18 protein-coding genes are annotated in these 22,941 nt (G+C 74.0%); 6 read left to right on the plus strand and 12 right to left on the minus strand.

The window, feature by feature from the left end:
• Positions 1-68: 68 nt before the first annotated feature.
• The 5 genes from ACFWZH_RS04290 to ACFWZH_RS04310 form a co-directional block, all read right to left on the minus strand.
• Positions 69-1,400 carry a hypothetical protein gene (locus ACFWZH_RS04290; RefSeq protein WP_384425140.1) on the minus strand — a complete coding sequence of 444 codons (1,332 nt, stop codon included), beginning with the start codon at positions 1,398-1,400 and terminating at the stop codon, positions 69-71.
• Positions 1,390-3,498, minus strand: coding sequence for a hypothetical protein (locus tag ACFWZH_RS04295; RefSeq protein WP_384425142.1), 2,109 nt, complete (start codon positions 3,496-3,498; stop codon positions 1,390-1,392). The genes ACFWZH_RS04290 and ACFWZH_RS04295 overlap by 11 nt, the downstream gene beginning before the upstream one ends.
• Before the next feature lie 154 nt (positions 3,499-3,652).
• A complete protein-coding gene (locus tag ACFWZH_RS04300; RefSeq protein ID WP_384425144.1) occupies positions 3,653-5,290 on the minus strand; it encodes a transporter in 1,638 nt (545 codons plus the stop codon).
• Complete coding sequence (locus ACFWZH_RS04305) at positions 5,287-6,129, minus strand: ABC transporter ATP-binding protein (RefSeq protein ID WP_384425652.1); 843 nt, start codon at positions 6,127-6,129, stop codon at positions 5,287-5,289. The genes ACFWZH_RS04300 and ACFWZH_RS04305 overlap by 4 nt, the downstream gene beginning before the upstream one ends.
• A 163-nt stretch (positions 6,130-6,292) precedes the next feature.
• Positions 6,293-6,964, minus strand: a complete 672-nt coding sequence (locus ACFWZH_RS04310; RefSeq protein WP_384425146.1) for a bifunctional DNA primase/polymerase — start codon at positions 6,962-6,964, stop codon at positions 6,293-6,295.
• Between the two features lie 492 nt (positions 6,965-7,456).
• Between ACFWZH_RS04310 and ACFWZH_RS04315 the strand changes: the two genes are divergently transcribed.
• A complete protein-coding gene (locus tag ACFWZH_RS04315; RefSeq protein ID WP_384425148.1) occupies positions 7,457-8,851 on the plus strand; it encodes a transcriptional regulator in 1,395 nt (464 codons plus the stop codon).
• 139 nt (positions 8,852-8,990) lie between these two features.
• Positions 8,991-10,697 (plus strand): hypothetical protein, encoded by a 1,707-nt coding sequence (locus tag ACFWZH_RS04320; RefSeq protein ID WP_384425150.1) that lies wholly within the window; start codon positions 8,991-8,993, stop codon positions 10,695-10,697.
• A gap of 67 nt (positions 10,698-10,764) precedes the next feature.
• On the opposite strand, the gene ACFWZH_RS04325 is transcribed toward ACFWZH_RS04320, so the two are convergent.
• Positions 10,765-12,114: an ABC transporter substrate-binding protein gene (locus tag ACFWZH_RS04325; RefSeq protein WP_384425152.1), complete on the minus strand. Its 1,350-nt coding sequence runs from the start codon at positions 12,112-12,114 to the stop codon at positions 10,765-10,767.
• 171 nt (positions 12,115-12,285) lie between these two features.
• On the opposite strand from ACFWZH_RS04325, the gene ACFWZH_RS04330 reads away from it, so the two are divergent.
• Together ACFWZH_RS04330 and purU are read left to right on the plus strand one after the other, a co-directional pair.
• Positions 12,286-12,744, plus strand: coding sequence for a hypothetical protein (locus ACFWZH_RS04330; protein WP_384425153.1), 459 nt, complete (start codon positions 12,286-12,288; stop codon positions 12,742-12,744).
• Positions 12,745-12,776: 32 nt separating this feature from the next.
• Positions 12,777-13,676: a formyltetrahydrofolate deformylase gene (gene purU / locus ACFWZH_RS04335; protein ID WP_384425155.1), complete on the plus strand. Its 900-nt coding sequence runs from the start codon at positions 12,777-12,779 to the stop codon at positions 13,674-13,676.
• A 204-nt stretch (positions 13,677-13,880) separates the two neighbouring features.
• Here purU and ACFWZH_RS04340 read toward each other — a convergent pair whose 3' ends face one another.
• Both ACFWZH_RS04340 and ACFWZH_RS04345 read right to left on the minus strand, forming a co-directional pair.
• Positions 13,881-15,257, minus strand: a complete 1,377-nt coding sequence (locus tag ACFWZH_RS04340; RefSeq protein WP_384425157.1) for a zf-HC2 domain-containing protein — start codon at positions 15,255-15,257, stop codon at positions 13,881-13,883.
• Entirely contained in the window at positions 15,254-15,949 is a 696-nt protein-coding gene (locus ACFWZH_RS04345; RefSeq protein ID WP_384425159.1) for an RNA polymerase sigma factor, read from the minus strand. The genes ACFWZH_RS04340 and ACFWZH_RS04345 overlap by 4 nt, the downstream gene beginning before the upstream one ends.
• A gap of 522 nt (positions 15,950-16,471) precedes the next feature.
• Between ACFWZH_RS04345 and ACFWZH_RS04350 the strand changes: the two genes are divergently transcribed.
• Positions 16,472-16,846, plus strand: a complete 375-nt coding sequence (locus tag ACFWZH_RS04350; protein ID WP_384425161.1) for an STAS domain-containing protein — start codon at positions 16,472-16,474, stop codon at positions 16,844-16,846.
• A gap of 82 nt (positions 16,847-16,928) precedes the next feature.
• Here the strand turns inward: ACFWZH_RS04350 and ACFWZH_RS04355 are convergent, their stop codons facing one another.
• The 4 genes from ACFWZH_RS04355 to ACFWZH_RS04370 form a co-directional block, all read right to left on the minus strand.
• Complete coding sequence (locus ACFWZH_RS04355) at positions 16,929-18,197, minus strand: sensor histidine kinase (protein WP_384425163.1); 1,269 nt, start codon at positions 18,195-18,197, stop codon at positions 16,929-16,931.
• Complete coding sequence (locus tag ACFWZH_RS04360) at positions 18,191-18,853, minus strand: response regulator (RefSeq protein WP_384425165.1); 663 nt, start codon at positions 18,851-18,853, stop codon at positions 18,191-18,193. The genes ACFWZH_RS04355 and ACFWZH_RS04360 overlap by 7 nt, the downstream gene beginning before the upstream one ends.
• 391 nt (positions 18,854-19,244) lie before the next feature.
• A complete protein-coding gene (locus ACFWZH_RS04365) occupies positions 19,245-20,270 on the minus strand; it encodes a hypothetical protein (protein WP_384425167.1) in 1,026 nt (341 codons plus the stop codon).
• 130 nt (positions 20,271-20,400) lie between these two features.
• Positions 20,401-20,871 (minus strand): hypothetical protein, encoded by a 471-nt coding sequence (locus ACFWZH_RS04370; RefSeq protein WP_384425169.1) that lies wholly within the window; start codon positions 20,869-20,871, stop codon positions 20,401-20,403.
• A 109-nt stretch (positions 20,872-20,980) separates the two neighbouring features.
• On the opposite strand from ACFWZH_RS04370, the gene ACFWZH_RS04375 reads away from it, so the two are divergent.
• The gene (locus ACFWZH_RS04375) at positions 20,981-22,834 is read left to right on the plus strand and encodes a serine/threonine-protein kinase (RefSeq protein WP_384425171.1); all 1,854 of its coding nucleotides are present in this window, start codon (positions 20,981-20,983) and stop codon (positions 22,832-22,834) included.
• The last annotated feature ends 107 nt before the right edge of the window (positions 22,835-22,941 follow it).

Below are 22,941 nucleotides of genomic sequence, written 5' to 3' on the forward strand. Positions count from 1 at the left end.
CGCTTCGGTCGCCACGGCCGCCGGCCTTGGCCGTCAGTCCGTCAGTCCAGCGTGCGGGTGAAGTGTCCTCAGTCCAGCGTGCGGGTGAAGTCGCCGCGCTGGACGCGGCCGGCGAGCGAGTCGTCCGCGCCGCTGAGCAGGGAGCCGTAGCCGGTGGCGGCCCAGAGGCTGTCCTCGGCGGGGACCTCGAAGTACGGGACGGGGCGGTCGTCCCGCCGGTCGGTGAGCACCTCCGGGGCGCGTCGGGTGCGTACGGCGCGCAGGCAGGTTTCGCAGGCGGCCACCCGCAGCTGCTCACGGCGGCCCAGGGGCCGCCAGGGTATGCGGCGGACGGCGGGCCCGTGCAGCGGGTGGAAGAAGCACAGCGGGAGCGTGACGGGGGCCTTGGAGAGCGCCGCGCGGCCCTCGGCGACCAGCGCGAACACCCCCGCCAGATCGGCGGTTCCGCGCGCCCGGTCCAGGACCGTGCCGGCCGCGGCATAGGCGTCCAGGGCCCGTTCGAGGGCCGCCGGTTCGCCCTGCGCGGCCCGCGCCTCCTCGCCCAGCCGGACGACCTCCTCCGTCGCGCGGTCGCGCAGCCCGGCCTCGTCGGCCTTCCGCGCGGCGGCGAAGACCGAACGGGGCACCGCGAACGGCGTCGAGAGGTCGCGCAGCCGGGCCCGCCGGCGCAGCAGCAGCCCCGCCGCGGTCAGCAGCAGCACCGGCCCGACGACGAGGGACAGGATCCGTAGGAGCGGGGAGCCCTGCGCGGCCGAGGGGGCCGCCTTGTCCGCGCCGGCCGACTTGTGCGGTGTGGGCGCCGAGGTGCCCAGGCTCTCGGCGGTGGCCTTCTCGTACACCGCGTCGCCGTTGCCGGCCTTGATGATGCTGATCGCGCGGGCGACGCGCTGAGCCGGCCCCGCGCCCTTCATGTCGTCCTGGAAGAAGACCGCGGCGGCGGCGTGCGACGCCTGATGGGCGCCCTCGGGCCATTCGCGGGCGGAGATGTCCCCGGGGAGGTCCCCGAGCGTGATCAGGATCGACGGGCCGCCGCCCATCCGGTCGTGGACGACCTCGGCGAGCTGGTCCGGCTTGCCGCCCCAGCTGTCGCCCTCGACCAGCGGCACCAGCGCGACCCGGATCGGCAGGCCGGTCCGCTCGATCTGGGCGACCAGCTTGCGCTGCTGGTCGGCGTCGACGGCCGTGGAGAGGGACGGGTCGACATGGACCGGCGAGCGGCGCAGCGCATCGGCGATCTTCTGCCCCGGACTCTTTCCGCCCGGACTCTCGTCGGCGGCCGCACCGGGCGCCGCCGCGGCGAACAGCAGCGCCACGGACGAGGCGCCGAGGCCGAGGGCGGTCCGCAGCCGGCGGGCCGCGGCGCGCCGGGGGCCGAGGCGGTGGGTGGGGTCAGTGCACACCGAAGTACTCCCGTACATCGCGGGTGAGTTGATCGATTCCGGCGCCGTCGCCGAGCGCGGCCAGCGGTCCGGGGAGGGTGGGGTACGGGGCGGACGATCCACGCCCGGCGCCGCCCGCGGAGCGCAGCCGCAGCACCGGGCCGGGCGTCGCCCGGCACGCCTCGCACACCGGCAGCGACCGGGCCTGGCCGCCTTTGTCCGGCCGTATCTGTGCGCGCTTGCGGGCCGCGCCGTGCAGCGGATTGCGATGGCAGGCGTGCTGTGCGGCGGCCGGTTCCTCGATGGCGGTGCGGCCGGCGCGGGCCAGTACGACGGCGCAGGCGAGCGCGGTGGGGGTGGCGTCGGCGTCGATCCGGCTGTCGCTGTCGCCGTCGATCAGCAGGGCGGCGGCATCCAGGCACTCCCATGCCCGGCGCCGGTCGTCCTCGGGCAGGGCGGCGGCCGGTTCCAGGGCGGCGGTGAGGGCGTCGAGTTCCTGCCGGGCGGTGCGTCGCAGCCACGACAGCGAGGGCTGGTGCGGTGCCTGGGCCGGGTCCTGGTCGCCGTCCGCCGTCCGCACCCGGCGGGTGGTCACGCGGACGATGCCGCACCCCGCAGCCACCAGTCCGAAGAGCAGGCCGGCGGCGAAGGCGCCGACGAGCAGACCGGGCGCGAAGTCCCCGGCGAACAGGCCGGGCAGCACCTGCTCCTCGGCGGGGTCGGCGGCCGGCGGCGGGACATAGGGGGCGTTGCCCGTGCTGTCCTTGGGGGACTTGGCGAGGTACGTCAGCAGCCGGTCCAGGCGGCGGCCGAGCTCGGGGGCGGTGGATTCGGGGTACGACAGGTCGCGCGGACGGTCGATGAGGTACATGTCGTTCACGCGGGTGCCGTAGTTGACGACCTCGATGTCGCCGGACACCGGCTCGGCGAGCACGATGAGCAGGTCGCGGCGCAGCCGGTCGTGCAGCGACTTGGCCAGCAGCTCCTTGTCGCCACCGGACTCGTCGTCGGTGCTGCTGGGCACGGAGGCGATCACCACCGGAAGGTCCAGCGCGCGCAGCCGCTTGCGGAGGCGGTCGCGTTCGGCGGTGTTCAGCGCGGGGGTGCTCTCCGGGTCGAGGTAGAGCGGGTCGTGGCGCAGCCCGTCGGCGACACGGTCGAGACGCGCGCGCAGGTCGGCGGCCGTGGGGCGGGAGCCGTCGCCGCTGGTGGTGTCGTCGAAGACCTGCGACGCGGTGAAGGCGATCAGGCCGGCCAGCACCACGGCCCCCGCCAGCAGAGGCAGCAACTGCGCGCGCGGAACCGGCCCGGGGCCGCCGGCCGGCCGCTTGCCGGCGCTCCCTTGCTTCCCGGCGCCGCCCTTCTTCCCCGGGCGCGGCTTCGTACCGCCGCCGGGCTTCGTGCCGCCGCCCGCCTTCGTCCCGCCGCGCCCCGCCGCTGCGCCCCCGGCCGCCGCGCGGCGCACCCGCCGCCGGCGCAGTGCGTACAACGTGATCAGCAGCGCCGTCAGCGGGATGCAGGTGACCGCGGCACCGGTCACAAAGCTCTGGTTCTCGCGGTCGGTGCCGCTGATGTGCAGGGCGGGCGGTTCGTCCGACCCGTCCCCGTACTTGGCACGCGCCTGCTCGGCGCGCTGATGCGCCTGCCCGGAGGTGGCCACCTCGACGAAGTGCCGGAAGACCTCGCGAGGGGTGGCGTCGTACGGCAGCTCGTACAGCGTCGCGGTGTCCGCGTCCTGGGCACCCGGCAGGCTCACACCGTAGGTCTGCACCGCGTCCAGACCGGAGTCGGTCAGGGCGACATACAGGCCCTTGCGCCCCAGCCGGTCATGGACACCGGCGAGCAGGGCGTCGGCCTTGGCGCCGTAGGCGGTGCTCGGCAGCACGATCACATACGTCGGCACGCCCAGGCGCCGGGCCTGGCGGGCGAACTCGGGTGCGGACGAGCGGGGGACGGCGAGCGGGATCTGGTCGCTGATGTAGACCGGGTTCTTGCGCAGCTGCTCGGCGAGGTACGCGGTCTGCGTGGGCTGGTCGGGTCCGGCCGGCGCCGCCTGCACGGCGCCGGCGCACAGCAGCACCGCCAGCCAGCCCGTCACCAGCACGATTCCGGCGCGCATCACCGCCCCCACCCCCGTTTGCTCCCCGTCGTGGCCACGACCCTCGTCGCTGCCGTCGCCACGACGCTACCTCCCGCGTCCACCGGCCGGTGCGGCCTGTGGACAACCTCACGGCGCGGCCGCACCGGCCCGTTGGACCGAGGAGCTCACCGGCTCACCCCTTGCTGACCGCCCCCAGGATCTCCGGCAGCCGACGCGCCACGCGGGGTGCCGCCAGCCGCAGGCCCAGCTCGGCGATCACCGCGCCGTAGACCGCACCGACCGGCAGCAGGATCCACAGCAGCGCGTGCAGGTCCGCGACGTGCAGCCAGATCGTCAGCGCCAGCAGCGGCGAGCACAGCACCGCGCCCACCAGCACGCCGCCGAAGAGGCTGAACCACGCGATGGCGCCCTGCCCGGGAGCGACGTTCTTGTTGCCCTCCGAGGGGATCGAGTACGGGAAGAGCGCCGACGACAGCGCGCCGGTGGCCATCAGGGCGCCCAGCACGGCCAGCGAGAGCCCGTAGACCTCCACGAAGTCCGACCACGGCCCGATGAGCGCCGCGGAGCCGACGACGACCAGCGTGACGTACGGGACGGCCACCAGTGCCAGCGCCAGCGCCCGGGCCCGCAACTCCTGATAGGCGTCCCGCCGTGTGGCGATCGTCGAGGCGACCATCCAGAACGCCGAGGTGTCCTGCCCGAACTGGTTGTACATCTGCATCCCGAGCAGCGCGGACGCCGAGAACGCGGTGTAGATGCTGCCGTTGCCCTGTACGGACGAGACGATCGGCACCAGCAGGCCGACGCCGATCGACGTCGCCCAGGACATCTTCGACTTGGGGTCGCGCCAGGCGTAGCGCAGCGTGCGGAGCATGACCGTGCCCGTACGGCTGTCCGGCAGCAGCCGCGCGAGCCCCCGCTCGCCCGTGCCGGAACGGCGCGCGCTGTCCTTCTCGACTGCCTGGAGGGTGGAGGAGTCCGGCGACGTCATCAGGGCGGTCAGGGTGCGCTGCCACCACCACAGCAGCAGCGCCAGCGCCAGCGCCGCCAGCGCCAGCCCGGCCAGCGCCCGCCCGTACGCGCCGTTCCCGGCGTCCTCGACGGCGCTGACGGCCGAGGCCGGCGGCACCCAGCGCAGCACCTCCCCCAGCGGCTCCAGTACGGACAGGCCGTCGGGGCGGCCCAGCCTCTGGGCGGCGATGTTGACGCCCTGTGCGCCGATCGCGATGAACAGGCCGCTCAGGACGGCGAGATCGCGGCCGCGGCGGCTGGTCAGCAGCCGCACCGACGCCGTGGCGACCGCGCGCGCCAGCGAGACGCACACCAGCACCACCAGGGCGACGGCCACGACGCCGACGACCGCGCCGACCGCTCCCTTGGCCACCGCTATGACCGCGCCGGTCACCAGCGCGAGGGTGACGACCGGGCCGATCCCGACGAGCGAGGCCACCAGCAGCGAGACGATCAGCGGGCGCGGCCGCAGCGGCAGCATGACCAGCCGGGTCGGGTCCAAGGTCTCGTCGGAGGCGGGGAAGAACAGCGGCATCACCGCCCAGCCCAGCGTGAGCAGGCCGGTCAGCAGCACGACCAGTGCTCCGACGTGGGCGTTGCCGCGCAGCGCGGTCAGCCCCAGCACGACGCCGGCGGCGAACAGCAGGCCGACGAGGACGGACCCGACGTACGCCAGCGTGCGCCCGGTCGACTGGCGCAGCCCGTTGCGCAGCAGCGACAGCTTCAGCCGTACGAAGACGGCGGTCGGGGACGGCGCGGCGGCCGGTCGCGCGGCCACCGCGGTGGATTCGGTGCTCATCGGGCGCCGCCACCGCCCAGCCAGTCCAGGCTCTGCCCGGCGGCGCGGTCGTTCGCGCCGACCAGTTCGAGGAAGGCGTCCTGAAGCGAGGGGGCCGCGCCGCGCACCTCGTCGAGCGGCCCGTCCGCGCGGATCCGCCCGCCGGCCATCACCGCTACCCAGTCGCACAGCGACTCGACCAGCTCCATCACATGGCTGGAGAAGATCACCGTCGCCCCGGAGGCGGTGTAGCGCTCCAGTACGCCGCGGATGGTCTGTGCCGACACCGGGTCGACGCCCTCGAAGGGCTCGTCGAGGAAGAGGATCTCGGGGTTGTGCAGCAGCGCCGCGGCCAGCCCGATCTTCTTGCGCATACCGGTGGAGTAGTCCACCACCAGCTTGTGCTGGGAGCCGGACAGGTCCAGCACGTCCAGCAGCTGGGCGGCCCGCTTGTCGACCTCCTCGCCCGGCAGACCGCGCAGCCGCCCTGTGTAGCCGAGCAGTTCGCGCCCCGAGAGGCGCTCGAAGAGCCGCAGGCCCTCCGGCAGCACACCGATCCGGGACTTGACGGCGACCGGGTCCTGCCAGACGTCGTGCCCGCCGATCTCGACCTGTCCGGAGTCCGGCCGCAGCAGGCCCGTCACCATGGACAGGGTGGTGGTCTTGCCCGCGCCGTTGGGGCCGACCAGTCCGATGAAGCGGCCGGCGGGCAGCGTCAGATCGATGCCGTTGACGGCGATCTGCTCGCCGAACCTCTTCCACAGCCCCTGGATACGCACTGCGGGCGGGCCGCCCGCGGCCCCCGCCGCGGCCGGCCCGCCCGAAGCGGTGGCCGATGTGTGCTGCGGCGGTGCCGACACGGCCCGCCCCTCGTGGTGTTCCGGCTCGTTGGCCACCGGTCCTGCCCTTCGACGTCCCCGCAGGGGCCGTCGTGACCCCCGTCCGACATCCCACGATACGAGCAGGTACCGACAGGCGGGCGCCGTGGGGTCGTGGGCGGCGGCGGAGCCGCCGGGCCGCGGGTCAGCGCGCCCGGACCGCCGCCGCGTCCTGGGCGCAGGCGTACGCGAGCGGGCTGATCAGCTCGTCCGCGTCCGGCAGCCAGCGGTTGGTGGCGGTGGGGCGGCGGGCCCACTGCACCGAGCCGTGCGCGCCCACCCGGGTCGGCGGGGCGGCGATGTACTCGCCCTCGCCGCGGCAGATCAGGTCGAGGCCGGCCGGTGCCCAGCCGATCTCCCGTACCCGGGCGGGGACCTTGACCGCGGCGCCGGGCAGGACGAGGAAGAGCATCCGGCGGTCCGGGGTGCGGGTGACCGGGCCGAGGGTCAGTCCCATCCGCTCCATACGGGCCAGCGCCAGGCAGCCCGCGGTCTCGGGCACGTCGAGCGCCTCGAACGCCCGGCCCGTCGGCAGCAGGATCGACGCCCGCGGCTGCTTGCTCCACATGCGGCGGACCGCCGTCGCGCTGCCGCTGGCCAGCCCGGCCCAGCCGGGGGCGGTGGGGTGTGCGCCGGGCGCGGCGCAGTCGCCGGCCTCGCACGAGCAGCGCAGCCTCTCGCCGTCGTGCTCCAGCCATGCGCCGGGGAACACGTCCCAATGCCGCTCTTCCGCGTAACGCACCGCAGTTTCGAGCAGCTGCTCGCCGCGCTGCTTGGGGATCTGCGAGGCTCCTGTGACTCCGATGGTCTCTTCCACGCATATGACAACTCTCCGTGTCACCAAGGGTTACGGCTGAATGGATGAGCTGCCCGGCGCATCGTTCTCGCACGTGGGGCGCATGGATGCACCGGTGGGGGCGCGTGTGCGGGTGGGACCCGGCGAGCGGGTAGCCACCTGCGTGACGGGCGGAGAGGCCGCCCGGCGGCAGGCCGCGGTGCATGAGGGGGAGGCCCTGCACGGCGGTGCCGCTCTTCGCGCACGAGCGCCGCCGCGCCATTCCCCGATCGTCAAGAGCAGTCGCGTGACCCCCGCGTGTGGCCGGATTCGGTGGACAGCGTTTCGCACGGGATGCCCGGAACCTTGCACAAACCGCTCACGAACCGGCATCCGCTGCAAAGCGTGTATCCATCAGATCCCGCCCATCACGCGTATCCGGGAACTCTCGGATATCCGGGATATTCGCGGGGCATCGATCACGGGGAACGGCGTTCGACGGCGAACGCGCAGCAGTAACCAGGGGGTACAAGCATGGCCGCCAGGCCACTCGTCGCGCGGCAGCCCAATGAGCGGCTGCAGGCGCTCATTCAGGAAGCCGCCTGCTCCAACGCGGGGCTCGCCCGTCGCGTCAACATGTGCGGCGCGGAACACGGTCTCGACCTGCGCTACGACAAGACCTCCGTGGCCCGTTGGCTGCGCGGGCAGCAGCCGCGCGGCCGCGCCCCGGCCGTCATCGCGGAGGCGCTGGGCCGCAAGCTGGGCCGCACGGTCACCATCGACGAGATCGGGATGGCCGACGGCAAGAACCTCGCGTCAGGGGTGGGGCTGCAGTTCTCGCCGACCGTCCTCGGGGCGATCGAGCAGGTCTGCGAGCTGTGGCGCAGCGACGTCGGCCGACGGGACTTCCTCAGCGGCTCCACGGTCGCGGCCTCGGCGCTGGTCGAGCCCAGCCGTGACTGGCTGATCACCGGTGCGGACACCCAGGTCGCCCGGAACGCCGGGGCCCGGGTCGGGGTCTCGGACGTCGAGGCGGTGCGCGCCATGACCACGGCGCTCAGCGAACTCGACCACCGCTTCGGCGCCGGGCACGTCCGGCCGGTCGTCGTGCACTACCTCAACAGCGTCGTCTCCGGTCTGCTGGCCGGCTCCTACCGGGAGTCCGTCGGGCGGGAACTGTTCGCCGCGGTGGCCCGGTTGACGGAGCTGGGCGGCTATATGGCCGTCGACACCGGCCAGCCCGGTCTGGCGCAGCGCTACTACATCCAGGCGCTGCGGCTGGCCCAGGCGGCCGGCGACCGCGGCTACGGCGGCTATGTGCTCGCCGCGAGCATGAGCCATCTCGCCGCCTCGCTCGGCAACCCGCGGGAGATCGCCCAACTGGCGCGCGCCGCGCAGGAAGGCGCCCGCGGGCACGTCACGCCGCGCACCGAGGCGATGTTCTGCGCGGCGGAGGCGCGCGGGCACGCCCTGATGGGCGACGGCCGGGCCTTCCAGGTGGTGGCGGGCCGGGCGGTCGCCGCGATGGAGCGCGCCCAGCAGGCCACCGACGCGGGCGACGACCCGGTGTGGATCACGCACTTCGACCAGGCGTATCTGGCCGACGAACTCGCCCACTGCCACCGGGACCTGGGGCAGCCCGGCCCCGCCGGCCAGCGCGCCCAGGAGGCGCTGCACGGGCATCCCGAGGGCCGGGCGCGGCGCCGCGCCATCGGCATGCTGCTGCTGGCCGGCGCCCAGGTGCAGCAGCGCGAGGTCGAGCAGGCCTGCCATACGGGTACCCAGGCGGTGGAGCTGCTGAGCGGGCTGCGCTCGGATCGCGGTACGGAGTACCTGGAGGACTTCCAGCTGCGTTTGGAGCCCTATCGGGACGAGCCGGTCGTGCGGGAGTTCAGTGCGCGACTGGAGCTGCGGGCCGCGGCGGCGTGACGCGCCCGCGGCGGCGGGCGGACGATCTCGGGAGAGGGGGTGGATCCGCGCGGTGACCAGGGGGCGTGGTCGAACGTCGCTGCGAACCGGTAGCGTGCAGCCGACGATTCCGTAGGTCTGCACGTTGGTAGGAGTCACGGTGACGCAGAGCGGACAGGGCCACGACCCGCAGGATCCTGCGGCCGGTCCCGCGCGAGAGGGCATTGTGCTGCCCGCCAACGGTGAGCCGTGGGTGCCCGACCAGCAGGCCGCGCCGCCGGCCGGTCAGCCCTGGGGTCAGCCCTGGGGCCCCGGTCAGCAGGCCGCCCCCGCCCCCGAGCCGTACGGGCAGCAGCAGCCCGTCCAGGGGCAGGGGTACGGCCAGCAGCAGGGCTACGCCCAGCCCCCGGCGCAGGCCCCCCAGGCCCCCATGCCGCCGCAGGCGCAGCCCCAGGGGGGCCAGGGCTTCCCGGCGCCGCCCCAGGGGCAGCCGTCGATGCCGCCCGGGCCGCCGCCGGCCCCGCAGGCGCCGGGGCAGCAGGCCCCGCCGCTGCCGTACGGCCAGCAGGGCGGCCAGGTGCCCCAGGCTCCCTCCCAGCCCCAGCCCCAGCCCCAGCCCCAGCCTCAGGCCCCGTCCCAGCCCCAGCCGGGCCCCACGGGGGAGCTGGTGCGGGCGACCCCGCAGCAGGCCGCGCCGCTGCCGCCCGCCGCGGGCGACGCGGAGGCGACCACGCTGATACCCCCCTTCGACGCACGGTCCGGCGGACCGGGTGCCGCGCCGCTGCCGCCCGAGGCGACCACGCGCCCCGAGACGCCCGACGAGTCCACCACGATGCTGCGCGCCATCAAGCCGCCGCAGGCGGGCCCCCAGGGCCGGCCGATGCCGCAGCCCCAGCCGATGCCCGGCGCCGCGGGCGACTCCGAGGCCACCCAGCTGATCGCCCCGGTGGGCGCCGGCACGCCGGCCCCGCCTCCGGGCGCGCCGTACGGCGTCCGCCCGGGCACGCCCGGCGACCGTGCCACGCCCGCCGAGTTCGACGGCCTCTTCCGCGACGGGCCGGGCGTCCAGCAGACGGGCGCGCCGGACTCCACCGCCCAGCTGCCCCGCTTCGAGGACCCGGGCCGGCCGCAGTACGGCGGGCAGGGCCAGGGCTACGGCCAGCAGTTCCCGCCCGGTGGCGGCTACGACCAGCAGGCCGCCCCGTATGACGACGACTCCGACGGCGGGCGGCGGCGCCTCGCCCCGGCCGTGATCATCGGCCTGGTCGTGGTGGCGCTCGCCGGCGCAGGCCTCGGCGTCGGCTGGGCGCTGAGCGGCGGCGGCGACGACACCGCGAAGAAGCCCGGCCCCGGGAGCAGCGCGGCCAAGGACGCCGACGCCAAGGACGAGCAGCCGAAGCCGACCACCGACCCCGCCGAGGCCCAGGCCAAGGGCCTGGACGCGTTGCTGGGCGACAGCAACGACAGCCGCGCGTCGGTGATCGGTGCCGTCAACAGCATCAAGTCCTGCGACAACCTCGCCGGCGCGGCGAAGGATCTGCGGGCCGCGGCCGGGCAGCGCAACGCCCTGGTCAAACGGCTGCAGCAGCTTCCCGTCGACAAGATCCCCAACCATGCGCAGCTGACCGCGGCGCTCACCAAGGCCTGGCAGTCCTCGGCCTCCGCGGACAACCACTACGCGGCCTGGGCGGGCCAGGTCGGCGGGAAGAAGGGCTGCCACAAGGGCAAGGCCCGGGTCACCAGGCAGACCGCCCAGGGCAACGCCGCCAGCGGCCAGGCGACCGCGGCCAAGAAGCAGGCCGCGCAGATCTGGAACCCGCTCGCCCAGAAGTACGGCCTGACGGAGCGCCGCCCCGAGCAGCTCTGAGCGGCCGCCGGGGAGGGCCTGTCCGATGGGGCGGGCCCCAGGGCGTGCTCGCTCCCCGGGCGGCCGGTCAGTCGTCCGTCTGCCGCCGCTCCAGCGTCTTGGTGACGTTCACAAAGCCGCTCCGCTGGGCGACCAGTTCGCCGTTGCGGACGACCTGGTAGGTCACCATGGCGTTCACGATGCGCGGGAAGTCCTGGACGGCGAGCATGTCGTCCTCGCGCCAGCGCAGCTTGGGGGTCAGGCCGCCGGTGTCGACGGCGCGGTCGCCGCGGTCCAGTGCCGTCTGCAGACCGCGCGGGGTGATGTCCTCCACGCCCTGGTCGTCGAGCTCCTCGATCAGGGCGCGCAGGACGGTGTAGGCGATCCAGGTCGTCTGGACGCCCTGGTCGGCGGGGTCGACGCGGTTGTCCTCGAAGGCGAAGTCGTTGATCACCTTGCGCATCGGGTTCCAGCGGGGGTCGTCGGCGACCGGGTACCAGCCGGTGATGTCGGCGCCCTCCAGCGGCCCGGACATACCGCCCGTACGGTTCAGCAGGGACTGGCCGACACTGCCGAGCACGGAGGCGACCCGGACCTTGGGGTTGTCCTCCTGGAGCCGGCGGAACGAGTCGAAGAACGCGTCCGTGTGGTCGCCGAGCGCGGCCGCCACACAGGCGCCCGGTGCCTTGCCGCCCGCCTCCGCCTTGCCGTAGACGGCCGGGTCCGCGCCCACCTGCTCAAGGGCCCGGGTCACCTCCGCGGAGTAGTCGGTGCCGTCCTCGGGTGCCTTGATGTCCTTGGCCGGTTTCCGGCTGCCGCTTCGCAGGCCGGAGTTGAGCAGCGAGGGCATCTGGTCGCCCTGGATGGTGTCGGGGCGGACCAGCGCCACGTGCCGGCAGTCGCCCGCCAGCTGGCGGCCGTTGCCGGCGAGCAGGGAGGCCTGGCCGCCGTTGACGGGGTAGGACAGCGGGCTCTCGAACTCCGCGTCGGAGGCGCCGTAGCCGCCGATGAGCGGGATTCCCTTGATCTCCAGCGGCGACATGATCTGGCGGCCGAACTGGCTGTAGGAACCGACGACGGCGATCGCGCCCTGGCTCACCGCCCGTTGGGCGCACTGCGCGGCGGCCACCGAGTCGTTGCGCTCGTTGCAGGTCAGCACCCGCAGACGGTGTCCCCTGATGCCGCCGCGGGAGTTGACCCAGCGGGCGTACGCCTGCGCCATGGCCGGCATGCCCGGCATATTGGTCGCCTTGGTGTCCTGGGGCGCCCAGGTCATCACCGTGATCGGCTCCTTCTCCCCGGAACCCCCCGATCCGGGGAGGGAGCCGCAGCCGGAGAGCAGCGACGCGATGGCCGCCGTACATGCCACCACCGAGGCGATCACGACCGCGGGAGTGTGGGGCAGGGGGCGGGGGGAGGAGCGTCGCCGTCCGGTCATGGCACCGCAGCCTTCCGTCCCGGTAGGAACGTCCGAGTGACGAAAGAGCAACGGAAAGTGACGTGGAGGTGAACTCCGGGGGGCCGCTGGAGATCGACAGTGAAGAACGTACGATCGAATACTGTGCAAGGTTCGGAGAAGTCTTCCCGTCGCGGCCGCCGCTCGACCACCATGGGCGGCATGCCACTCAACGACATGCCGTGGTGGCGCTGGCGCAGCAATGTGCGCTCCGCGCTGCACATGCTCTCCGACCCCGTGTTCCACCAGGAGACCTGGCTGGCCGGCCGGCCCGGATACGGGGATGTCACCGACGCCGTCTACCGGCTCGTCGAGGACACCTGGCTGGACAACTGGTCCGCCGACAAGTACATCGGCACGATCTTCCGCGACGCCCAGGAGGCCCAGCTGGTCGACGTCGCCGTACTGCGGGTGCTGCGGATCATGCACCAGGTCGGCGCGGACGCCCCGGTGACCGCGTACATGGCGCACCAGGGCTGGCCGGAGGCCGTACGGGCGGCCCGTGAGGCCCATGTGCGGCTGGCGGCGGCGGACGGCGAGGACCCCGACGCGGCGCCCCGCTCGCTGGAGGTGCTGGCCATCATGACCGGTCAGGCGGACGCCCCGGCCTGACCTGCTCCGCGGGTGTGCGACCCTATGAGGTCATGAGCGAGTCGCAGCCCACCCCGTCCGGCCAGCACGACCGGAACGGCCAGAACGATCAGTACGTCCTCACGCTGTCCTGCCCGGACAAGCAGGGCATCGTGCACGCCGTGTCCAGCTATCTCTTCATCACCGGCTGCAACATCGAGGACAGCCAGCAGTTCGGCGACCACGACACCGGACTGTTCTTCATGCGCGTGCACTTCAGCGCGGACGCGTCGGTGAGCGTGGACAAGCTGCGGGCCAGCTTCGCGGCGGTGGGCGACTCCTTCGGCATGGACTGGCAGATCCACCGGGCCGACGAGAAGATGCGCGTCGTGCTGATGGTGTCGAAGTTCGGGCACTGCCTCAACGACCTGCTCTTCCGCTCCCGGATCGGCGCGCTGCCGATCGAGATCGCGGCCGTGGTCTCCAACCACACGGACTTCGCCGAGCTGGTCGGCTCGTACGACATCCCCTTCCACCACATTCCGGTCACCCGGGACACCAAGGCGCAGGCCGAGGCGCAGCTGCTGGAGCTGGTGCAGGCGGAGAACGTCGAGCTGGTGGTCCTCGCCCGCTACATGCAGGTGCTCTCCGACGATCTGTGCAAGGCGCTGTCCGGCCGGATCATCAACATCCACCACTCCTTCCTGCCGAGCTTCAAGGGCGCCAAGCCCTACCACCAGGCCCACGCCCGTGGTGTGAAGCTCATCGGTGCCACCGCGCACTACGTCACCGCGGACCTCGACGAGGGCCCGATCATCGAGCAGGAGGTCGAGCGCGTCGGCCACGAGGTCACGCCGGACCAGCTCGTGGCGATCGGCCGGGACGTGGAGTGCCAGGCGCTGGCGCGGGCCGTGAAGTGGCACAGCGAGCGCCGGGTCCTGCTGAACGGCAGCCGCACGGTCGTCTTCGCGTAACAGGCGGAATACCTCCGCGCCGGAATACCTCCGCGCCGGAATACGCTCCGAGCCGGAATACCCTTCGCGCCGGAATACCTTCCGCACCGCTCACGTTGTGGCCCCGAGGGGGCGCTCGGACCCCCTACGGGACCTGTTCGACCGCCCCCTACGGGCAACCCGCCCCCACCGGCGAGCCCGAGGGCCCGTCCGGTGGGTCACGCCCTAGAGGCGGGACAGCGACGCGGTGGCGAAGAGGACGTCGCGGATCGCGTCGCGTTCGCCGTACTGGCCCGCGGCGGCCTCCTCGGGGGAGATGTGGCCGGCGGCCAGCTGGCAGAACTCGTCGCTGTCCAGGGCGATGTGCGCGACGGTGTGGTCCGGTGTGCCGAGGGCGGCCGGCGAGTCCAGCGCTATGTACCAGTGCCCGCCGCCGTTGCCCTCGACCTCCAGATGGAGCGTCCGGCCCGGGGCGCCAGCCTCGACCAGTCGCTGCGGTGGCGCCGCGAGCCCGGCCCGGCGGCGGTCGGCCAGCGCGCTGGGCAGCAGCCGGGCGGCGAGGTCGACCATACGGTGCAGATGCCCGGCGGCCGGGGGCTCGTACGGATAGTCCACCGCCTCGGCGATGTCGCCGGCGTGCACCCAGCACTCGAAGGCGCGGTCCAGGAACGCGTCGCGCAGAGCGAGCTGGAAGTCGCCGTAGGGCACGGCGAGTTCGGAGACCTTGCCGCCGGCGAACGACACCTGCCTTATCAGCGAGTAGCTCTGCTCGCGCCACGGTCCGTGGGTGGCCAGCGGGCTCTGGGCCGTGTCGGCGGCCCGCCAGAACGTCTCCGTGCGGATGAGGGGGTTCGGGGCGCCCGGCGGGGCGGCGGTGCCGAGCGGGTCGGGCAGGCCGAGCGCCGTCGCGACCAGGCCGTCCACCGCCATCAGATGCCCCATGACACCGTCCACGGTGGTCTGCCGCTCGACGGGCCGCTCGCCCTCGAACCAGCGCAGCCGCACCGGGGCGCGCCACTCCGCCTCGCCCATGTCGCGCAGCAGCGCGTCCAGTTTGGCGGTCTCCGCGTCATACGGCACCGCCCACTCGGGCACCGGGATACGGGCCGGCCGGCGGCCCAGGCAGCCTTCCAGCACCCGCGAGCGCAGCAGCGGATCCAGGTCGAGGCTGTCGGCCGGGTGCAGCAGTCCGACGGCGTCGCGCAGCCGCAGCGCCTCGTCCGCGCAGGAGGCACAGTCGGTCAGATGCGCCTCCACGGCGGCGGTCTCCTCGGGGGAGCAGGCCGCCAGTGCCCAGGCGCCGAGCAGGGACTTCAGTACGCGGTGCGGCGGGGCGGGCGTCGGCGTGGGGAGCGGGGCGGGTGCGGTGGCGGGGTCGGTCACGGGCTCGGCTTCCGGTTCGCGCGGGGAGTTCACGCGCGGGGAGTCTTGGCGGGGGATGGCGGCCGCGCCGGCATCGCCCGTCGGATCGCCGGCGGGGGCGGCGGGCGGGTCCGGGAGTGGGCCGCGGTCCTCGGCGGCGGCGCGCGGTCCTGGTATCCGCGGCCGTTCACCGGGGCCGCCGGGCAGTTCGCGGCCGTCCCACTCGCCGGGGCCGTTCACAGTGCCCGTCCGCGGCCCGGGCCGGGCGGTGAGGCGGAGCCGGGGCCGGTGTGCCGGGCGTGCGGCGACTGCGGCAGGCGGGGTGCGGCGGACGTGGCGCGAACCGTGCTCGACGCGTAGGTGGTGCGGTGGGCGGGCGGCAGGACCTGGTGGTTGTGGGCGGTGGACAGCAACTGCAGGCCCAGGCGCAGCCGGCGGCGCGCCTCGTCCTCGGTGACGCCGAGGTCGGCGGCGGTCTGGCGGTAGTCGCGGCGCTGGAAGTACGCCAGTTCCAGCGCGGCCCGCAGCGGTGCGGGCATGGAGGTGACGATGTAGTCGGCGCGGGCCGCCGTGGAGGCCTCGCGGATCTTCTGCTCTATCTCGGCGGGCGCGGGGGCGTCCTCGCCGCCGTCGCGCGCGGAGGCGGCCTCGGTCTGGCGCAGCCGCGCCACGGCCTGATGGCGGGTGATGCCGGCGACCCAGGAGCGCAGCGGGCCCTGCTTGGGGTCGTAGGTGTCCGGGTGCTCCCAGATGTAGCCGAAGACTTCGCGGGTGATGCGGTCGGCGGCGTCCTCGTCGTCCAGGACGCGGTAGGCGAGGCTGTGCACGAGCGAGGCGAAGCGGTCGTAGAGCTCACCGAGCGCGGCCGCCTCGCCGCGGGCGAGCCGCTGCTGCATCCGCCTGTCCCACCGCGGTGGCGCGTCGTGTCCCATCGGACCCCCATCCCTGCCCGTCGCCTGCAGGCTCACACCTCAGTCGTCACTCCTGCACACCTCTTGCCCAGATCTGTGTGCACGGTCACAGATTTCGCCGTGTCATCGAATGTAATGCGCGGGTCCGACAATGCACGCTCCTTTGCGGCAAACCGAACCCTGAGGGGGACGCGGGTGGTAAGAGCTGACGGCCGGAACCCTTGCCGGGCGGCGGCCGGCGCGTCCGTCGGCGGCCGCCGCCCGGCGTGGCGCGACGCTGGTCGTCGGTGCGGGAACCCGCTCGATCGGGGAGCGTTCACGCTCGTATGAGGTGATCTGTTATCCGGGTGTGATCAGGTGTCGGCGAATCGCCCCCGTCTCCTGGGCATAGCCTTGGGTGGCAACGGCTTGTTGCGCCCCGGACGCGCCAAGGATTCGTCAGTGTTTCAGGGCATCGAGGCCGGGCAGTCGAGCCGGGGAAGGATGAGTTTCGGACGCAACCGGACACATCCAGTCCGAAAGCGAGCGAAAGGCTTCGAGCGCGTGTCGTTGAAGGTGGCAGAGGACGCACAGGGCCCCTGGGCCGTACTCCAGGTCTCCGGTGAGATGGACCTGGTCACGTCGCCTGCGGTGCGCCAGCATGTGCACGATGCGGTGGCGGAGGGCCGGAGATCGCTCGTACTCGATCTCTCCGAGGTCCGGTTCTGCGATTCCAGCGGCGTCGGCGTGCTGATCGCCGCCCGCCGGCTCATGCGCTCCTGTCAGGGGCGGCTGCGGCTGATCCTGCCCGCGCAGGGCGCCGTCGACGGCTCGCACGTCAACCGTGTGCTCGCCGCGCTCGGTGTCCGCCGGCTCTTCGAGGTCTACCCGGACCTGCACACCGCCGTCGACGAGGCCGCCGCACCGCTCTCCGCCTGACACGACCGGGCCGCCCGCTCCACCCGGCCCCGCTCCACCCGGCCCCGCACCGCCCCGTGCACCACGCTTCTCCCCGCCCGGCTCACCCCGCCGCGTAGGGGAACTCCGCCCGTACGACGAAGCCGCCGTCCGAGGTGTGGCGCGCCTCCAGCGTCCCGCCCAGGCTCTGCGCCCGCTCGCGCAGCCCCACCAGGCCGTGGCCGCCCCCGGGCAGCGCGGGGACCGTCGCCGTCGCGTCCGGCGGCCCGTTGCGGATCTCCACCCGCAGCCCCGGCGCCGTACGGACCGCGTCCGCGCCGGCCTCCCCGTCCGCCGCGCCCGAGGTGCCACGCCCCCCGCCGATGGCCTCCACGGGATCGACCCGGACCCGCACCCGCGCCCCCGGCGCATGCTTGCGCACGTTGGTCAGCGCCTCCTGGACCGTACGGAAGGCGGCCCGCTCCACGGTCTTCGCGCCGCTCGCCCCGGCCACCACACCGCCCTCGTACGTCACGTCCAGCGCGCTCATCTCGATCAGCCGCGGCAGCTCCTCCAGGTCGGGCTGCGGCGCCAGACCGTGCGCCTCGGCCGCCACGCCGCCGTCCGCGCGCAGCACGCCGACCATGTGCCGCAGCTCCTCCAGCGTCCGCACGGACAGCTCCCGGATCGTCCGGGCCCCCGCGCGCGCCGCCTCGTCCTCCGTACTGACCTGCACCGCCCCCGCCTGCAGGCTGATCAGGCTGACCTGGTGGGCCACCACGTCGTGCATCTCCCGGGCGAGCCGGGCCCGTTCGGTGGTCTTGACCCGATCCGCCAGCAGCCGGTCCTCGCGGCGCAGGCTGCGGGTCAGGTCCTCGACGCGGGAGGCGAGTTCCCGGCGGGTGCGCACCAGCAGGCCCAGGGCGATCGGGGTGGCCGAGGTGACGCAGGCGTCGATCAGCACCAGGGTGTTCTCGCGGTACTCGGTGAGCTCGAAGTCGGAGATCGGATACGGGAAGAAGTGCGCGGCGATCAGCAGCACCGCGCAGATCCCGAGCCGCGCCCGGCCGGGCCGCCGCGCGGACAGCGTGTAGAGCGCGATCATCGGCGCGAACCAGATGTAGCCGATGTACAGGCCGGGAAGGGTGACCAGGAAGACCGGCAGCGGGAAGCGGTGGCGCAGCAGCAGGGCCGCCGCGGCCACCACCGACACGCCCAGCTCCAGGGCCAGTTCCAGGCCGTTGACCAGCACCGCGTCGGCGATCGCCAGCAGGACCGGCACCACCACCAGAGCGATCGGGCGGGCCCGCCGCCCCCACGTCCCCCGCGACAGCGCCCGCCAGGCCGCCGTACCCCGGGCGAGCAGCCGCCCGCCGCCCGCCGCGCTCACCACGCCCCCCGGGGTGCGCCGCTGACCAGGCCCGCGCGGTCGGCGACGATCGCCGCCTGGATGCGGTTGATCCCGCCCAATTTGCCCAGCAGGGCCCGCACATGGTCCTTGACCGTACTGGGGGCCAGCCCCATCCGGTCGGCTATCTGGGCGTTGCCCAGCCCCTCGCCGAGCAGGGCGAGCACCTGCGACTCCCGCGGCGTCAGCCCGCTGACCGCCCGTGCCGCGGCGGCCTGGTCCTCGGCGGTCAGATAGCCGCCGATCACCGCCCGCGTCACCCCCGGATCCAGCACGCTCCCACCCTCCGCCAGGGTGCGTACGGCCCGCACCAGTTGCTCCGGGTCGGAGTCCTTGAGCAGGAAGCCGGCCGCGCCCTCGCGCAGCGCCGCGGTCAGGTACTCCTGGGCGTCGAAGGTGGTCAGCATCGCCACGGCCGGCGGGTTCGGGGCGGCGCGCAGCCGGCGCAGCACGGTCAGCCCGTCGACGTCCGGCATCCGGATGTCGAGCAGTACGACCTCGGCCGCGCAGCGCAGCACGGTCTCCACGGCCTCCACGCCTCCGCAGTCCGCGACCATCTCGATGTCCGGGGCGGTGCCCAGGATCATCCGCAGTCCGGATCTGACCAGCCGCTCGTCGTCCACCACAGCGACACGGATCACCGGCCGCCCCTTTCTGATTCCTGCTGATGCACACCCATCCGAGTCCGCGGAACCGCCCGGCGCTGCGCGATTCCGTACCCCACTCGCCCGGGCCCGCCCTTCGACGGACCCCCACCCCCGCCGAGCGGCGGGGGTGAGCCCGCGACCTCGGGAGGATGCCATGGGGAGCCCCCCACGGGCAGAGTGGTCCACATGCTGCACCACTGAAGAGGCCACAAGCCCAGGACGCGTTGCAGTTCACATCGGCGGCCGCCGCGACCCCCACACGCGGCGGCCGTCTTTGGCGTGCGGGGGCGGTTCGGAGGGGGATCTCCCCCGCACCGCCCAAACCCCTGCCCGAGGCCGGCGTACGGCCCCTCGGGCCCCGCCGGCCCCCTCTGCCCGACGGGCCCTAGAAACGCCCCGTCCGCGCCGTGCGTAAGCCCTCCGCGAGCATCCCGCCGTACGGCCCGAAGCCGCGGCCGGTCGCCAGCACCACCACCGACGTCATCGCCGCCAGTCCGTAGGCCGTGGTCGCCATGGACATCGCGCCCTCGGTCGTCTCGAAGGACCGGTTGAAGAAGTCGGTCACGGTCAGCCAGACCACCGTCCGCACGGTCAGATACAGCTCGACCGCCGCGAACAGCAGCAGCGCACCGCGCACGTCGCGCCGCCCGCGCAGGGCCAGCGCCCCGAGGACCAGCAGGGTGACCACCGAGGCGATGGTGGTGAACTCGGTGGACGCCGCCAGATCCAGCGTGCCCAGGACGGAGCCGTCGACCGCGCCGCGCAGATAGTGCGCCACGTCCGTTCCACTGCTCGTCAGGGCCCGCACGGTCCAGCCGAGCCGGGCCAGGCCCATGAGCAGCAGCAGGACGCCGCAGATGCGCGAGGAGCGGCGCCAGGACGCCCCAAGGCCGGTGCGTCGGCGCTCGCCGGTTCGTCCCTCCGCGGCCGGGAGCAGCACCGCCAGCACGACCAGCGCCACCACCAGCCCCAGACCGCGGGTGGCCAGCGCCCAGCCGCCCAGCTCGTCGTGGGCGTACTGGGTGCGGTAGCCGGCGTCGAACAGGCCCACGGCCTCCCGCAGGGAGACGGCGAGCAGCAGCGCGCCGGACAGCAGCGCGGCGGAGCGGGCCACCCGCCGCTGTGCCAGGGCCAGCCCCGCGGTCACCGCGAACACGACCGTGAAGGACCACTCGTAGGGGCCGAGCACCTGGGACATGGGCGAGGCGCCCGGGTTGAACAGTCCCTCCAGGAAGTCGAAGACGCTGCCCTCGCCCTGGGCGATGCCGTAGACGATCCAGGCGAGCAGCGTGCTGGCGTACAGCGCCAGGCACAGTCCGCTCGCGAGGTAGGCGCCGCGGTGCTCGGGGGCGGCCCGTCCGGGGTCGGTGCCCGGCCGGACGTCCACCGTTCCGCCGTCCTGCATCACCATGGCCGACCCCCGCTCCGCCTCTCGCAGCCGCCGCACCGGCCCGTCCCGTACGGATGCCTCACTGTGTCAAGGACGGCGACAGGGCCGGTGGAGGTTCCACCCCGTGTGTCGGACGGGGCGATTCGTGTGCTCAGCGCACCTGGTGTGCCGTTGCCGCGATGAAGTCCCGTATGCCCTGGCGGGTGGTGGCCCGCAGGTCCGTGAGGGCCTCCCGGTCGCCGACCCGGTGCAGCTCGGTCACCGCCGCCATCACCTGCTCGGCGCGGTCGAGTATCCGCGGGTCGTCGGTCACCATCTGCGCCCGGAACATGGCCTCTTGGGCCGTGGAGCGGGACTTGTACACCTCCTCGCGCAGCTGTGGGGAGTCCTCGTCGCAGGGGTCGTCCTCGTGGAGCACGAACCAGCGGTGGACCAGGACCCGGCGGTAGTCCAGCAGCGCCCCCGCGTAGGCGCAGTACGCGTCGATGCGCTCCTGGCGCAGCCGCTCCGCGCGGGCGAACCGCTCGCTGCGGTCGGCCGCCCGGCCCTGGAAGAGGTGGGTGATGCCGGAACCCAGCAGGGTGCCGACGACGGCCACGACGCTTGCGACAACTGCCTCCATACGAGCAGTGGACCACAGCGTTCCAGGTCAGCGGCAGGGCGCGGTCCGTAGGGCCGGCTGCGTGGGTGCCGCCCCCCTCGGGCGGGCGGCGGTGCGGCAAGATGGAGCCATGGGGATCTTCGGGGGCGAGGGCCGACTGATCGGTGGCCGGTACCGCCTGGGAATACGGCTGGGCCGCGGCGGCATGGGTACGGTCTGGCGGGCCACCGACGAATTGCTCGGGCGTCAAGTCGCGGTCAAAGAACTGCACTTGGACGAGGAGACGGACGGGCCCGAGGCCCGGGTGCAGCGCGAGCGGGCGATGCGCGAGGCCCGCACCGTCGCCCAGATCAAGCACCCCAATGTGATCGTCGTCCATGACGTCGTCGAGCAGGACGGCCGGCCGTGGATCGTGATGGAGCTGGTGGAGGGCGCGTCGCTGGCGGACCGGCTGCACAGCGGCGGTCCGGTCGCCCCGCGTGAGGCGGCGCGGATCGCCGTGGCGCTGCTGGGTGCGCTGCGCGCCGCGCACACCCGCGGGGTGCTGCACCGCGACATCAAGCCCGCCAACGTCCTGATGGAGTCGGGCAGCGGCCGGGTCGTGCTCACCGACTTCGGCATCGCCCAGGTCCCCGGCGTCACCACGCTGACCGACGCGGGCGGCTTCGTCGGCTCGCCCGAGTACACCGCGCCGGAACGGATGGCCGGGCGCGGCGCCGGCCCCGAGGCCGACCTCTGGTCGCTCGGGGTGCTGTTGTGCGCCGCCCTCAGCGGCCAGTCGCCCTTCCAGCGCGACTCGCTGGGCGGGGTGCTGCACGCCGTCGTGTACGACGAGATCGAACTCCCGGAGTCCGCCCGCCCGTTGCAGACCGTCGTCGGCGGCCTGCTGGAGCGCGATCCGGAGCGCCGGCTGGGCGTGGTCGAGACGGAGCAGCTGCTGCGCGGCTATCTGCAGTCGGGCCGCGTCCCCGGGCGTGGGGCGGGCGGACTCGGCGGCTTCGGACCCGGCCGCGGTCCCGGGGCCCTGGCCGCCGGCCCGGTCGCGGCCCCGCCGCCCGGACCGGGAGCGCACGCCCCCTCCTACGACGGCCCCGACGGCGGGCTCGCCGGCCAGCACCCGCCCAGCGAGGACCCCCTGGGCCTGGGGGCGACGCCCCGCACCTCGCCCGGTCCCGGCCCGGCCCGTACGCCCGCCGGTGCCGGACCGCCCGCCGGCCGTACGGGCGGCCGCACACCGGGCCTGCCGATCCGCGACGCGCTCGACGAGCGGGCGCTGGCCGCCGCCGCCCGCCCGCACACCGGACGTACCCGCACCGCGCTGCTCCTCGCGCTCGCGGTGGTGGTGATCGGCGGCGCCGGGGCGGGCATCACGGCCCTGCTGATGAACCAGGCCGGCACCGGCGACGACGACGGTGGCCGGGCCGGCCGCCCCGGTCACTCCCAGCAGGCCTCGCACGACAGGCCCACGAAGAAGCCCGGCACGCCGACGCCCACCGCCCCGGTCACCGCCGCGCCCTCGTCGGGCACCGCCGAGCGGATCCCCGCCGGATACGGCCTGGTCCGCGACCCGGTCGGCTTCGCGCTCGCCGTCCCGGACGGCTTCACCCGCAGTTACGAGAACGACCGGGTCTACTACTACTCCCAGGGCAAGCGGTTCCGGATCGGCGTCCAGCTCCAGCAGCGGGTGCCGCAGGGGCCGATCGGCGCGATGCGCACCGCGGACGCGCGGGGCCCGGCCACCTACCGCGGCTACCGCCAGGGCCAGGTCACCGAGACCACCCACAACGGCCTGCAGGCCGGGCTGTGGGAGTTCGTCTGGGACGGCAGCGCGGCGGACGGCGGCTCGCGCTACACCTACGACCTCAGCTGGGACGAGGGCGGGAAGATGATCGATGTGTGGATCTCCTCGCCGGTCGCCTCGCGCACGGAGGCCAAACGCCACTTCGACACCGCGATCGACGCGTTCCGGTTGACCGGGGCCTAACCGCGGGCAAAACGGCCGGCACGGCGGCGGACGCGGCGCCAAGGCTCCCGGTCGTCCCAGACCAGCGCCCTTGTGGCCAGCAAACACTGGCGCGATTGTGGGTACCG

It is taken from the genome of Streptomyces sp. NPDC059008, assembly GCF_042749045.1.
Taxonomy (GTDB): Bacteria; Actinomycetota; Actinomycetes; order Streptomycetales; family Streptomycetaceae; genus Streptomyces.

What these genes read in the sequence shown, in the direction of transcription:
- ACFWZH_RS04295 (WP_384425142.1), bottom strand. Translation starts at nt 3,498, where the DNA reads ATGCGCGCCGGAATCGTGCTGGTGACGGGCTGGCTGGCGGTGCTGCTG.
- ACFWZH_RS04300 (WP_384425144.1), bottom strand. Translation starts at nt 5,290, where the DNA reads ATGAGCACCGAATCCACCGCGGTGGCCGCGCGACCGGCCGCCGCGCCG.
- ACFWZH_RS04315 (WP_384425148.1), top strand. Translation starts at nt 7,457, where the DNA reads ATGGCCGCCAGGCCACTCGTCGCGCGGCAGCCCAATGAGCGGCTGCAG.
- ACFWZH_RS04325 (WP_384425152.1), bottom strand. Translation starts at nt 12,114, where the DNA reads ATGACCGGACGGCGACGCTCCTCCCCCCGCCCCCTGCCCCACACTCCC.
- ACFWZH_RS04330 (WP_384425153.1), top strand. Translation starts at nt 12,286, where the DNA reads ATGGGCGGCATGCCACTCAACGACATGCCGTGGTGGCGCTGGCGCAGC.
- purU (WP_384425155.1), top strand. Translation starts at nt 12,777, where the DNA reads ATGAGCGAGTCGCAGCCCACCCCGTCCGGCCAGCACGACCGGAACGGC.
- ACFWZH_RS04345 (WP_384425159.1), bottom strand. Translation starts at nt 15,949, where the DNA reads ATGGGACACGACGCGCCACCGCGGTGGGACAGGCGGATGCAGCAGCGG.
- ACFWZH_RS04365 (WP_384425167.1), bottom strand. Translation starts at nt 20,270, where the DNA reads ATGGTGATGCAGGACGGCGGAACGGTGGACGTCCGGCCGGGCACCGAC.
- ACFWZH_RS04370 (WP_384425169.1), bottom strand. Translation starts at nt 20,871, where the DNA reads ATGGAGGCAGTTGTCGCAAGCGTCGTGGCCGTCGTCGGCACCCTGCTG.
- ACFWZH_RS04375 (WP_384425171.1), top strand. Translation starts at nt 20,981, where the DNA reads ATGGGGATCTTCGGGGGCGAGGGCCGACTGATCGGTGGCCGGTACCGC.